The sequence below is a fragment of the Actinoplanes sp. NPDC051861 genome, from assembly GCF_040681145.1.
Lineage (GTDB): Bacteria > Actinomycetota > Actinomycetes > Mycobacteriales > Micromonosporaceae > Actinoplanes.
The window spans coordinates 84089-98166 of the sequence record NZ_JBFAYE010000025.1 but is presented as its reverse complement, the minus strand read 5'-3'; the positions used below and the strand labels follow the sequence as shown (position 1 = coordinate 98166).

Here is a 14078-nt window from a genome sequence, read left to right as displayed (position 1 = left end):
GACGCACACCCGACGAGACAGGGAACGCCCGTGACACCCGCTCCATCGACATATCCCTGCCCGCACTGCGGTGCGGTCGCGTCCGCCGAGTCCGGCTGCCCCTCCTGCGGGCGCGGGCCGGACGCCGACGCGATCGAGGTGCTCCGGCTGAACGCGGAGATCGCCGGGATGAACGAGCGGCTGCAGGCGTTGCGCGCTGAGGTGTCCGGGCTGGAGCGGCAACTGTTCGACACGACGTCCCGGCGTAACGCCACGGCCTTCCGCATCCAGCAGGCGGTCGCCGCGTCGTCACGGCCGCCGGCACCAGCCGCGCACGCCGCCCGCACCGAGGCCGAACAGCGCAGCCGCGCGCCGGAGATCAGCACCGCCGTCGCCGAGCGCCCTCTCACCACCCTGACCGTCCAGAACGTGCTGTTCGCCCTCGGGGGCCTGCTGCTTCTCGTGGCGGCGGCGGTTTTCACGGCCGTCGCCTGGGCCCAGGTCGGGGTCACCGGTCGCGCCCTGCTGCTGGGTGCGGCCACCGGCGCGATCCTGGCCATCCCGCCGTTTGCCGCGCGTCGCGGGCTCACCGCCGCCGCCGAGACCCTGGCGGCGGTCGGCTTGCTGATGATCCTGCTGGACGGGTACGCGGCCTGGGCCGTCGACTTCCTCGGCGTCGCAAGCCTGCCCCCGCAGGGGTACGCGGCCGCGGTCTGCGCGATCACGGCCGCAGCGGCTCTCGGATACGGGTGGCTCGTCGGGCTGCCCGGACCGCGGATCGCCGCTCTCCTGGTCGTCCAGCCCGTGCTCCCGCTCGCCGCGGCCGCCGCCGACGCGGACGTGATCGGCTGGTCGCTGACCCTCACCGCGGCCGCCGCCCTGAACCTCGCGGTCCTCCGGTTCCGGCGGGCCCGCTTCACGCCGGACTTGACCGGCATCGTGGCCTATGTCTTCGGCGGTGGCGCCGCTGTGCTCTCCGCGGCCCTGACGGCGGTTGAACTGGGTACCACCGGGTCGGCGGCCGGGGCGGCCTCGGCAGGCGCGGCGTTGGTGCTGGTCAGCGCGCTGGCGCTGGTGGCGGCGGTGCTGTCCGGAAACGCCGTGGCGCGGTCGATCACGAGTGGGGTCCTGGTGGTCGCGCTGGGTGCGGCTCTCGCGGTCCCGGGTGCGCGGTTGTGGCCGGGACGGGGGCTGCTGTGCGCCGCGGTCGTCGCGCTGCTCCTCGCCGGAGTCGTGACCGGGATCCGGCTCGCTCTGGAAAAGAGAGCCGGCCGGGCAAGCACAGCCGACGAGGCAAGCACAGTCGACCACACAAGGCACGCGAAAGCCGCAAAAACGACCGATAGCGCAAACCCGACCGACGAGGCAACGCCAGCGGGCGAGGCAGGGCCGACGAGCGAGGCAACGCCAGCGGGCGAGGCAGGGCCGACGAGCGAGGCAACGCCAGCGGGCGAGGCAGGGCCGACGAGCAAGGCACCGCCAGCCGACGGTGCCAAGGCCAAAACGACGGCCGGAGGAAGGGCGGCCGGCAAACTCCGGGGGCCGATGATCGGGGCGCACATCTTCGCCGCGGTCCCGGCTGCCGGCGTCGTGGCGGGAGCGGTCGACGCCGCCTGGCAGGGGATCGTGGCGGCCTTCTCGACCACCACACTCTCCGGGCCGGGATGGGACGTTCTGGTGGGGGCGGTCGCGGTCGTTCTCGCGTACGCTGTCCTGCTCCCGGCCAGGAGCCGCACGGACCTCGGGCTGATCGCCCTGCTGGTGGTGGGTCTTCTCGTGCCGGCGGCCTATCGCCTGCCCTGGTGGACCCCCGCGATCACCGGCGTGCTGACCGCCGGCGTCGCGCTCCTGACGGCCACCCGCACCTCGCGGAACCCCGCACTCAGGTTGGTGATCGCTTTCGTCGGAGCCGGCTACGCGGTGATCATCGGGCTGGGTGATCCGGCGGTGGGTGCCGCGGTCAGCGCCGCACTCGCGATCATCGGGCTGGGCATCGGCGTGATCGCGCATCCCCGGCTCGCCGGCGCGATCGGCTGGGCGGCCGGGCTCCTCGCCGCGCCGGCGGCTGTCTGGCAGGTATTGATCGCCGCCGAGGTCTCCGTGACCGATCAGGTGCGCGCAAGCTTCGCGATGATCACCCTGCTGGCCGCGGTCACTCATGCGGTGGTCCGGCTGCTTCGGGGGTACGCGACGACGACAGCAGCGGTAACCCTCCTCCTCGCCGCGGCGTGTCCGGTGTGGTCCGTCGCCGGTGACGACCCGGTGGCGCTGTATGCGGCCGGTGCACTCCTGCTGATCGCCTCCCTGCTCCCGGCACAGGCCGCCGGCGCCACCTTCACCGCCGCCCTGATCCCGGCTGCGGTCCTGGTCGTGTCGTCGGCGCCCGACCTGGCAGCCGTCTTCCTCGATCCCTTCGAAGACCTCCGGTCAGCCTGGTCCGGCACGATCCCGCCGGCCCCGGCCGTGTCCTGGTCAACAGTCGCCGCGATCCTGATCACCGCGCTGGCAGCGGGGGTGGCCGCACTGACAACGCGCCCAGCCCTCGCCTGGCCCACGCGATTCCGCCGGGCCGGATGGGCAGCCGCCCCTCTCACCGGAATCGCCGTCCCCCTCGCCTTCGCCGCCGCTCGCGCCCCCTGGCCCGCCCTTCCGATGTCTACGCTGATCACCGGCCTGGCCGGCCTCATCCTCGCCGCCCTGCTGAGCTCGTCAGCCACCGGCTCCGCCACCGCCACCGGGTCCGCCACCGCCACCGGCTCTGCGAGCACCGCGATGACCACCGCCCTCGCGACCACCACCGTCGCGATCTCCGGCTGGCTCGTAGCCGTCGGACTGGCCGGTTCCACCCCCACCCACGGCGCCACCCTGGCCGCTTTCGGACTGCTGCTGATCGCCTCCGCCGTGATCGGCGTGGCCGGCCGCGACCAGACCGTCCGCATCGTCGCCTGGATGACCGGGAGCGGCTCGGTGGCCGTACTCGCCTACACCACCGCCGACACCCTCGGCCTCTCCGACGGCGGTGTCTCCCGCAGCGTGCTCGCCGCCGCGACCGCAGCCGCCGCGCTCGAGTGGATCCTGGCCCGCCGCCGCCCCGCCGAGGCCCCGGCCGTGGCCGCCGTCGCCCACTCCACCGCGTTCGTCGCCCTGCTGCTCGCCGGGAGCACCGGCCGCGCCGCCGTCATCTGCACCCTCTGGGCGATGGTCCTCGTCGTCCGCGCGCTGCTGCCGAACGAGAGCCGCCGGGCCCGGTTCCGCTACGCGCTGGCCGCCGCCGTGGTCGTCCTGGTCGGCTGGTGGCTCTTCCTGCAGTCGAGGGACGTGGCGACCGCCGAGATCTACACGCTGCCCGCCGCCGCCCTCGCCCTGGCCGTCGGCCGTCTGGCCCGCCACGAACGGCCCGGCCTCCCGTCGTGGACCGCCTACGGTCCCGCGCTGGCCGCCGCGTTCCTGCCCACGTTCGCCGTGATCAGCTACAGTTCGCCGGCCGAACCCGAGTACCTGCGGCGCCTCCTGATCGGCCTCGGCGCCCTGGCCGTGCTGGTGCTCGGCGCCCGGGCCCGCTCCCAGGCCCCGGTCGTGGTCGGCGCCGGCGCGCTGGGCCTGATCGCCCTGCACGAGCTCATCCAGTTCTGGGACCTGGTACCCCGCTGGGCTCCACTCGCCCTCGGCGGCGTCCTCCTGCTGGTCATCGCGACCACGATGGAACAGCGCCGCCGCGACCTGCTGCGCCTGCGAACCGCCGTGAGCCGCATGACCTGAAACGGGCGCTCAGTACACGTCCCGGAGGTAGCGCTTGTCGGCGGCCAGCTGCTTCAGAAAAGCCCCCGCCGCCTCCGGGCTGAGCCGCCCATGATGGACCGCGATCTCCTGCAAGGCCTGGTCCACATCCCGCGCCATCCGGCTCGCGTCACCACAGACGTAGAAGTGCGCGCCCTCCTGCAACCACGCCCACACCTGCGCCCCGTGCTCCCGCAGCCGGTCCTGGACATAGACCTTCGCCCGCTGATCCCGCGAGAACGCGAGATCAAGCCGGGTCAGCGTGCCGGACCGCCGCAGTTCCTCGAGCTCCGACGAGTAGTAGAAGTCCGTATCCCGCCGCTGCTCGCCGAAGAACAGCCAGTTCGCACCGGTGGCGCCGAGGGCCTGACGCTCCTGGAGGAAGCCGAGAAAGGGCGCCACCCCGGTACCCGGCCCGACCATGATCATCGGAGTGGCCGGGTCGGCGGGTGGGCGGAAGTGGGGCGCCTTCTGCACGAACACCCGTACTTCGGCGTCCGGTTCCGCGTCGGCCAGGTGGGTCGAGCAGACGCCCTTGCGGGCATGTCCGGCACGGCTGTCGAACCGGACCACGGAGACAGTGAGGCTCACCTGGTCAGGGTCGGTCAGATGGGTGGAGCTGATCGAGTACAGCCGGGGCTGCAGCCTCTTCAGCACGCTCACCCACTCCTGCGCCGAGGCCCGGACCGGGTGCTCGGCGATCAGGTCGGCGGCCTGCCGGCCCCACGACCATTTGGCAAGCTCACCCTTGTTGTCCGCCCGCAGCAGCGTCTTGAGATGCCCAGCCCCACCCCGCTCAGCCACAAATCTAATTAAATCCCCAGTTATCCGGCTGATATCCAAATATTGGGATAAGGCTAGGCCTAGCGGCACCGACTCGTCCCCCACCACGACCACGGTGTCGAACGACAACCCGGTGACGGTCAGCCACTCCGAAACCAGGGACGGGCAGTTGACCGGCCACACCCCCAGCGCGTCCCCCGCCCGATAATCCAGCCCACCGGTGGAGAACGTGAACCGCCGCACCTCCTTGGCCGACCCCGGCAGGCTCAACAACCGGTTGCCGCTCAACCGTGCCGTCAACGGCGAGGCCCTGGTCGGCGCCGGAACGGGCGGTGCCGTCAGCGCCGCCACCACACTCTCCAGCCAGCCGCGAGCCGTGTCCTCATAGTCCGGTTCGCAGTCGGCGCGTGGTGCCAGCCGGACCCCGCCGAGTTCCGCGAGACGTTCGTCGAGGCGGCGGCCGTGCCCGCAGAAGTCGTCGTAGCTGGAGTCGCCGAAGGCCAGCACCGCATAACGCCGGCCGTCGAGGCGGGGTGCGCCCTCCTCCGCGAGCGACTTCCAGAACACGGCACCGTTGTCCGGCGCGTCACCGTCGCCGAACGTGCTGGTCACGACGAGCAGGTCGGCGTTCGGATCCAGCAGTTCCCCGGCGGCGCCGTCCATCCCGAGCATGGTGATCTGCCGCCCGGTCCCGGCGAGGCGGTCGGCCAGGCCGCGCGCGAAGTCCTCCGCGGTCCCGGTCTGCGACGCCCAGAGGATCTGCAGGCGACCCGCCGCCGGCCCGGCGGGCCGAGACGTTTCCGGATCAAGAGCATGCGAGGGCACGGCGAAAGCACTCGCGAAGTACCCGTTGAGCCAGCTCGCCGTCCCGCGGTCGAACGGCGCGTTCGCGGGAAGGACGGGTGGCACCGGCAGTCCCGCCGGGACACCGGCGAGAAAACCGGACAGATAGCGCTTCTGGTCGTCATCGAGGACCGGTGGCGTGAGGTCGAGCCCGAGCAACGGCCGGGCGTCCGCGGCCGGGACCATCGCTGCGGGCTCGGCCGCCGGTTCGGGCGCCGCGACGCGGGTCAGGGAGACCGCGCACACCTTGAGTTCCGGCTGGAAGGACAGCGGGTCCACCGCGTCGCTGGTGACCGCGTTGACGCTGACGTATTCGCCGAAGAGGTCGTTCCAGTGGATCGGGGCGAAGCAGCCGCCGGGCAGGACGCGGTCGGTCAGGACGGCGGGCAGCACGGCCCGGCCGCGACGTGACGCGATCTCCACCTGATCGCCGGCCGCGATGCCGAGCCGCTCGGCGTCGTCCGGGTTGATCTCCAGGAACGGGGCCGGGTTGAGGCGGTTCAGCTTGGCGATCCTGCCGGTCTTGGTCATCGTGTGCCATTGGTGCTGGAGGCGGCCGGTGTTCAGCACGAACGGGTAGTCGTCGTCGGGCATCTCGGCCGGGTCGAGATGCGGCCGGGCGTGGAAGACCGCCTTCCCGCTCGGGGTGGCGAACCGGAGGCCGCCGTCGGCGGTGCGGTAGCGGATCGGGTTGCGGTCCGGCCCACCCGGTGCGGCGGGCCACTGCACGGGTCCCCGGGCCAGCCGCTCATAGGACACGCCGGTCAGGTCGTAACCGGTCTGCGGGTTCGCGAACAGCTTGATCTCGTCGAGGATCGCGGACGCGTCAGCGTACGAAAAATGCTCTTGAAAGCCCATCGCGGCCGCAACCTGGGCGATCAAGCTCCAGTCGGGCACCGCCTCGCCCGGCGCCTCGGCGACGGGGTGCACGAGCGTGAGGTTGCGCTCGGAGTTGATCATGATTCCGTCGGTCTCCGACCACATGGCCGCGGGGAGGGCGATGTCGGCGTAGGCGTTCGTCTCGGTCTCGGCGAACGCGTCCTGGGTGATCACCAACTCGGCGGCCTCGAGCCCGGCGATGACGGTCCGCCGATTGCCGACCGAGGCGACCGGATTGGTGCAGACGATCCAGCAGGCCTTGATCCGCCCGGCCGCCATCTGCTCGAACATCTCGACGGTGCCCTTGCCGACGTCGGTGCGCAGGGTCCCGGACGGCACGCCCCAGACCCGCTCGGTGAACTCCCGGTCGGCGGGTGCCAGCACCGACCGCTGGCCGGGCAGGCCGGGGCCCATGTAGCCCATCTCCCGGCCGCCCATCGCGTTGGGCTGGCCGGTCAGCGAGAAAGGACCGCTTCCGGTACGGCAGATCGCGCCGGTGGCCAGGTGCAGGTTGATCAGCGCGTTGGTGTTCCAGGTGCCGTGGGTGCTCTGGTTGAGGCCCATGGTCCAGAGGCTCACCCAGTCGGCGGCCTCGCCGATCCACCGCGCCGCGGTCCGGATGTCCTGTTCCGGGATGCCGGTCAGCTCGGCCACCCGGTCCGGCGGGTAGTCGGCCAGGAACTCCGGCATCGCCTCCCAGCCCTCGGTGTTCGCCGCGATGAAGTCGGGGTCCGGATCGATGAGGTGCAGCAGGCCGTTGAGCAGTGCCAGGTCGGCGCCGGGGCGGATCTGCAGGAACAGGTCGGCCTTCTCGGCGGTGGCGGTGCGCCGGGGGTCCACCACGATCAGCTTGGCGCCGGCCTTGACCCGCTCCATCATCCGCAGGAAGAGGATCGGGTGGCAGTCGGCCATGTTCGAGCCGATCACGAGGAAGACGTCGGCGTGGTCGAGGTCGTCGTACGAGCCGGGCGGCCCGTCGGCGCCGAGCGACAGCTTGTAACCGGTGCCCGCGCTCGCCATGCACAGCCGCGAGTTGGACTCGATGTTGTTCGTCCCGATGAAGCCCTTGACCAGCTTGTTGGCCAGGTATTGCGCTTCCAGGGTCATCTGACCGGAGACGTACATGGCGAACGCGTCCGGCCCGTGCTCGTCGATGATCGCGCGCAGCCGGCGCGCGGTCTCGCTGATCGCGGCCGCGGTATCCAGGCGCTCCGGCTCCGCACCGCGCCGCCGCCGGATCAGGCCGGTGCTCAGGCGTCCCGGCGCGGCGAGCAGTTCCACGCTGGTCGCGCCCTTGGTGCACAGACGTCCCGAGTTGGCCGGGTGCGCCTTGTCGCCGCTCGCCTTGACGACCCGGCCGCCGGACACGTCGAGGACGATGCCGCACCCGACGCCGCAGTACCCGCACACGGTTCGCACCTGCGTGACATCGGCAGCCACACGCACCTCTTCCAGCTGAGTCCGGCAATCTCACGCTAGAAAGCCGCCGTTTCGGAACGGTCAACCGAAAGTGCGTCCCCCGATTACCCGCTTCTCACCGGACCCCCGCCGCCGTTGTGAGGCCCCGGCCTCACCCGGTCACCGCAGACCGTACGCCCGGATGATCGTCTGCGTCACCGCGGTCCCGTGCTCGTCGGCCGCGGCAGCACGCAGCGAGACGAACTGAGCCCCGGCCGGGTGGTCGACGGCAACCGTGCGGTTGAGCCCGGTGCCGGTGACGCGGGCCGGCTTCCAGGTCGCGCCGTCGTCGTAGGACACGTCGACGGTGAGCTTGGTGAGGTTGCCGTACGAGGCGCCCCCGCCCTGCTGGACGTAGACCGGATACCTCGCCGTCCGCCCCGCAGGGGCGCGGTTCCCGTCGTCCAGCGACGGGGCGAACCGCACCGCGAGGACCGGCAGGGGCGTGTCGCTCGCCCGGGACGAGGTGAACGTCCACGCTGCCGAGAGCCGCGTGGTGAACCGGGAGTTGCTCCGGATCGCGTCGGCTTCGAGGCGATAGGTCCCGGTGTCGTCGGGGACGGTGAAGATGTCGATGGCGGCGACGGACTCGCCGATCAGCCTGCCGTCCTTCGACAGCGCGAGCCGCATCTCGTCGGTCGCGCTCCAGCCGATCCGGTCTGCCGCCTGGTCGCCGTGCAGCGGGATGCCCGCGTAGATGATGTCCCGATGCCGCACAAGGAAGGGTGCGTACTGCGGATGCGGTGCCAGGCCGGGACCGAAGACTCCGCTGTTCCACCGCAGCCGGGTGACAGCCCCGGGTTGGTAGGTCTTCGGCAGTGCGTAGAGAACAGTGTGCGGATCGTCGCCCCCGTCGAACAGGCCGACCGCGTTCCAGTGCTCGAGGCCCGGCGTGACCAACTCGACGATGCGGGCCGGCGCGCTGAGTGGGCCGACCGGCCCGAGCCAGGCCTGCTGGTCCGGAGCGCTCGCCGCGATCGTGTGCTCGACCCGGGCGAACGCGCTGTCGTGCAGGCGCGGGTTGAGGTCGGCCGGCACGTTGCCGTCGTGCTTGAACTCGATCGCGTACGCGTACGGCGAGTCCCGGAACGAACCCTCGCCGTCAGCCCGGCCGGTGGAGCCGACGACCCGGTAGGTGAACTGTCCGGCGGGCGCCGACGTCCGTGACGGGACGACCAGGAAGCCGCTCGGACGGCCGATGCCCTCGTCGCTGTTCATCCCTTCGGCAGTGGTCCGGAAGAAGCCGATGTTCACGTTCCCCGCGAGCTCGGCGCCCGGCCGGTCCAGCCGGAACCCGATCGGCTGGGCATCCCGGCTGTCGATCACGAGGGTCTCCGCGCCGTCGACCACGAACGACGGCTCCGCGGCGAGGACATACCGAGCGGAGGTCACCACCCAGCTCCGCAGAAAGTAGGTGCCCCCGGGCAGCCGGACCGTCCTGCCGTCCGACGACTCGTAGGCGCCGGTCTCCACGTTGCTGAACGACGCCGAGAACTCGGTGGGCGCCGCCCCGTCGAGGCCGATCGCCCGCACCGTCACGTCGTAGCTCTCGACCTCACGGGTCAGTCCGACCGGTGTGTGGATCTCGGTGTCCCCGCCGGTCGCGACGACGTAGCCCTGGTACCGGCCGTCCGGCGCGGTCACCCGGGTGTCGGTGACGAGGTCGACGGTCGCCGTCCCGTGAGCCGGCACCGTCACGGCGGACTGCGAGAGCCGGAACATGCCGTCCGGAGCCGCGTTGCCGGCCGGGTCCTGCACCCGGGTGCCGAGGTTCAGCGTCAGCGCGCTGTCGCCGTCGTTGTGGTACGTGAGCGCCGTCGTGACCGGCCGATCGTCGTCGTGCGGCCAGCTCGCGACGCCGGCGCTCAGGCTCGGCGGGGTGGTGAACACCGAGCGATCGGAGGCCTCGCCGACGTCGATCCGGCCGGCGCCCTGGGCGTCGACGCTGGTTCCGTCGTGCGGATCGGCCGTGCCCATCAGCACCGGCTTCAACTCGGTCGCCGTCCAGTCCTGATGTTCGCCGGCCAGCAGCGCGGCCGCCCCGGCCACGTGTGGTGCGGCCATCGAGGTACCGGACAGGGCCACGTAGCGGCCGTCCACCGCCGGCTCGGACTCGGCGATCTCCGAGCCCTCGGCGAGCGTGGACACGATGCCCACACCCGGTGCGGTCACATCGGGCTTGAGCCTGCCGTCCGGCCCGGCCGGACCGCGACCGGAGAATTCGGCGATCACGTCGTCGCGGTCGACCGCACCGACGGTGAGCGCCCGGTCCGCGGTTCCCGGGCTCCCGACCGAGCCGGCCTTCGGCCCGTTGTTCCCGGCGGCGACCACGAACAGCGTGCCGGACTGGTCGGTGAGCCGGTCGACAGCGGCGGCCATCGGATCCTCCTCGGAGGTGAAGAGCGCGGCAAGACTCAGGTTCACCACCCGGGCACCGCGCTCGACCGCCCACTCCATGCCGGCGATGACCCATGACTCGAAGCCGAAGCCGTCGTCGGCGAGCACCTTGCCGTTGAGCAGGCCGGCGTCCGGTGCGACACCGGTGTACCGCCCGCCGGAAGCGGTGATGATGCCGGCCACGTGGGTGCCGTGGCCCAGCCTGTCGGCCGTTCCCGTCGGGCTGTCGGTGAAGTTCCGCTCGCCCACGACCGCGCCGGCGAGATCCGGGTGCCCGGTGTCGATGCCGCTGTCCAGCACCGCGACGGTGACGCCCCGGCCGGTGTGGCCGACTTTCCAGGCTCGCGGGGCGCCGATCTGCGGCACGCTCCGGTCCAGGTGGGCCCGCACCTTGCCGTCGAGCCAGATCCGGCTCTTGGCGGCGGCCAGGCGTGCCGCCCCGTCGCCCGTGACCGAGGTCCAGAAGCGTGTCGCGTCGGTCTTCTTCAGCTCGGTGGTGCCGCCGCCGACACTGGCCAGCCTCTGCGCCGCCGGAACTCCGGAGGCGACCGCCCCGGTCAGGATGAGTGGCAGTGTGGTGCGGTTCCGGTCGTCGTACTCCGACCGCACGAGCAGCGCGACGTCGAACAGCCGCCGGTCCACCCGCCCGCTGTCGACGAGGCGCACCGCGTCGCTGGGCAGGACGTGGTTCTCGCGGTGCCGGAAGGTGATGTCGTCACGGCCCTTGCCCGGGTCGACGGTGACGACCCGGAAGGTGGAGCCGGTCAGGCGGACCAGCACGCGATCGCCGGTGACGAGGGTGACCCATCGATGGTCCGCCGCCGCCGCGTCGGTCGTGCCGGCGTGCACGGCGGTCGTCGAAGGTGGCGTCGTGACCGCTCCGGCGGCGATCAGCACGCCCACCATCAGCATCCGTACCGAGCGGCGCATCAGCACTGTTCCTCCGGCGCCTGCGCGTCCCGGCGCGATTCGCCCGCTCTGCCGTAGCCCTGCCCCCCTTGCTGCTCGTTCGCCGCCGGCGGACGGTCGTCCGTCCAGCGGGCCGACATCAGAGCCCGGTAGCCGAAGAGCGCGTCCTTCGGCACCCACGCCATGTAGTCGGCGGGGGCCAGGGCCCGGTTCTCCTGGGCGAGTGTCCGGCCGCTGTCCGGGTCGAAGATCAGGCTCAGCCGGTAGGGGCCGCTGGGGTCGGCCCGCTGCTCCTCGACCGTGTCGTTGCGGACGACCGACACCGCGGCACCGCGCCGGCCGGTGGCGTCGGTGACCGCGTTCTGCGACTCCACTCCCGGGACACCGGCGAGCACCCGGTACGCGGCGGCGCGGACCTGAGGTGTGACCGGAGTGTCGAAGAGCAGGTTGAGCACGCCGTCGAAGAGGGACTCGCCGAGCTGGACGCCGGTACCGCGCGGCAGGTTCTGCTTCTCGATGACACCGGTCAGCCAGGTCTTCAGTTCCGCCGGGTCGGACGGCAGCCCCCGGATCTGCTCGGCCGTCAGGCTCACACCGAGAACGTCGAACACGCCCGACTGCGCGTCGGCCGGCATGACCCGGCTCGTCCCCGCCGGCGCGACGGTGTACGCGTCGTCTGGATCCACCGGGCATCCGGGCAGCGGGTCCCTGGGCCATGACGCCGGGGAGCCCGCCCTCTTCCAGGCGGCCCGGTCGGCCGCGGAGGCGGGTTCGGCACCGGCCCAGCGCATGTCCATGACCGGGTGGCCCGCGGCGGCCGGGGTCCACCTGGTCTCGGTGGTGGTGCCCATGATCGCGTACCGGTTGCCCGGCTCGCCGACCTGGAGAAGGTTGCCCTCCTCGACTGTCGCGGTCCAGAACGCGCCCTCGCCGGGCTCCGGCTGCGTGAGCGCGCGTTCGGCGGCGGCCAGGAGCAGCACCCGGGCCGGCCGATCGCCCGGTTGCGCCGTGCCGCTGTCCGGGTTGGTCGCCGGGACCGGTGGGGCCGGGCTCAGCACATGCACCCCGAACACGAGCCCGGCGGACATCGCGAACGCTCCGGCGGCGAGCGGCAGGAGGCGGCGACGGGGCCGCCGGCGCGGGGCCGGCAGCGCGTAGATCTGCCGGATCAGGCGGTTCCGGGCGTCGTCCACCGTCTGTCCCGACGGTGGTTCGACCGGGCGGGCGGCGCCGAGCAGTTCCAGTTCATCCATGACAGGTCACCTTTCGATGGCGTGGTCGTCGAGGGCGGCCCGCAGGCGTTTGCGGGCACGATGCAACCGGGAGCCGACGGTCCCGGCCGGAATGCCGAGCGCGGACGCGACCTCCTCGTGGGACAGTTCGCCCCACACCACGAGGAGCACCACGTCGCGATCCTGCGGTGCGAGGCCGGCCAGCGCGGCGACGAGCCGGTCACGGGCCGCCTGCGCCGTCATGCGCGAGTCGGCACGGTCGAGATCCGCCGAGTACACGGGTTCGGCGGCCGCCCGGGTGTGCGCCCGGTAGCCCCGTTCCTCGGCACGGCGGTGCTCACGGATCAGGTTCGTCGCGATCCCGTACAGCCAGGCGCGCACTGTCCCGCGGTCCGGGTCGAAACTCTCCCGCTGCCGGAACGCGATCAGAAACGTCTCGGCCGCCACGTCGTCGCCACCCGCGCCGCCGAGCCGCCGAGCGGCGTATCCGTGCAGCGCGGTGAAGTAGCGGTCGAACAGCGCGGCGAACAACTCTCCGTCGGCCCGGGACCGCCTGAGCAATTCGGCGTCGTCCAGACCCACGTCAACTCCCGGGCCCATCCGGCTCCCCTCGGTCGATCAGGTACTCACTCCTCATTGACCGAACCGGCAGTTGATCTTCACGATGAAAAAACCGCCCCACCGGCCGAAGCCGATGGGGCGGTGAATCGGTGCTGTGAGGGGGCTACCGGTCGGACTTGTCCGCGCCGGCGGTGGCGATCTCCTCGGTGCGCTGCTCGCTCGCGGCACCACCGGCCGGAGCCGCGTGGCGCCCGCCCTGCACGGCGCCGCCGGAGGACTTCGGGCCACGGGACACCAGCACGATGCCGGCGATCGCGAGGATCAGGCCGACGATGCCGAGCACCAGCGGGCCCCAGAGGCCGACCAGGTTCAGCTTCGACTTGTTCTCGCTCGCGGTCTCGGCGGCACGCTTGCTGGTGTCACCGGTGTACGTGAACACCGCGTTGAGCAGCTCCACCGAGCGGCCGTCGGAGGCGACCAGCGTCTTCTGCTGCTGCTCCTCGACCTTGATGTACTGGCCGGTCACCGGCTCCACCCAGAGGGTCCGGGTGTTGTTGTAGGTGACGCTGCCGGCGGTGGCGCCGGGGATCAGCTGACCGAGCAGGAGCTGGACCCGGTCCTCGGGGAGGACCTGGGTGCCGTTCTGGATCTGGGACGTGAACTTGTACGTCTCCAGGCCCTCGATCTCCTCGGTCTCGACGAACTGCGCCGGGTACGCCTTGAGGGTGTCCCGGTCGAAGTACTGGTAGGTCTTCTTCTCGGTGCCGAACGGGAACTTGTAGACCTGGCCCTGGTACTTGATGTCCTCCCGGTCGCTGCCGGTGTCGAGCCACTGGCCCTTCCAGTCCTGCGCCTCGCCCGACTTGCGGTCGACCGCGAGGGAGGTGCTGTACGCGCTGATCACCTCGTTGGTGTCAGTGCGGATGACTTCCTGGCCGGCCAGCCAGACAAGGGCGGTGCCGTCGAGGTCACCCTCGAGCTTCGCGGTCGCCTGCGAGTCCGGCTGGACGGTGACCGTCGACCGGGCGGTGCCGGTCTCGATCGTCGCCTTGCCGTCCTTGATCTGCAGGAAGCGCGCGTTCGGCGCCTCGGCGACCGATTGGGTGAGTTCCATGTCGTACGGCAACTGCGCTGCCGTGGGTGCCACGACGAACGCCAGTCCGCCGGCGAACACCAACGCCAGGACACCGAAGCCGAACAGCACGGAGCCGAGGACGCGGGACCTCATAGTGCCTCCACGAGGTAATTAACACGAGGTAA

General features: G+C 71.7%; 6 protein-coding genes. 1 reads left to right on the top strand and 5 read right to left on the bottom strand.

Annotated features, from left to right (window positions below; translation table 11 throughout):
• Positions 1–30: 30 nt before the first annotated feature.
• Positions 31–3738: a hypothetical protein gene (locus AB0M02_RS40270; protein ID WP_364237249.1), complete on the top strand. Its 3708-nt coding sequence runs from the start codon at positions 31–33 to the stop codon at positions 3736–3738.
• A gap of 9 nt (positions 3739–3747) precedes the next feature.
• On the opposite strand, the gene AB0M02_RS40265 is transcribed toward AB0M02_RS40270, so the two are convergent.
• From AB0M02_RS40265 to AB0M02_RS40245, 5 genes are all read right to left on the bottom strand, one after another.
• The gene (locus AB0M02_RS40265) at positions 3748–7701 is read right to left on the bottom strand and encodes a bifunctional nitrate reductase/sulfite reductase flavoprotein subunit alpha (protein ID WP_364237246.1); all 3954 of its coding nucleotides are present in this window, start codon (positions 7699–7701) and stop codon (positions 3748–3750) included.
• A 138-nt stretch (positions 7702–7839) separates the two neighbouring features.
• On the bottom strand, positions 7840–11046 hold the full coding sequence (locus tag AB0M02_RS40260; protein ID WP_364237244.1) for a S8 family serine peptidase: 3207 nt from the start codon (positions 11044–11046) through the stop codon (positions 7840–7842).
• Positions 11046–12278, bottom strand: a complete 1233-nt coding sequence (locus AB0M02_RS40255) for a CU044_5270 family protein (protein ID WP_364237241.1) — start codon at positions 12276–12278, stop codon at positions 11046–11048. The genes AB0M02_RS40260 and AB0M02_RS40255 overlap by 1 nt, the downstream gene beginning before the upstream one ends.
• A gap of 6 nt (positions 12279–12284) precedes the next feature.
• Positions 12285–12839 carry an RNA polymerase sigma factor gene (locus AB0M02_RS40250; RefSeq protein WP_364237239.1) on the bottom strand — a complete coding sequence of 185 codons (555 nt, stop codon included), beginning with the start codon at positions 12837–12839 and terminating at the stop codon, positions 12285–12287.
• A gap of 142 nt (positions 12840–12981) precedes the next feature.
• The gene (locus AB0M02_RS40245; protein ID WP_364237238.1) at positions 12982–14046 is read right to left on the bottom strand and encodes a DUF3068 domain-containing protein; all 1065 of its coding nucleotides are present in this window, start codon (positions 14044–14046) and stop codon (positions 12982–12984) included.
• Positions 14047–14078 lie beyond the last annotated feature (32 nt).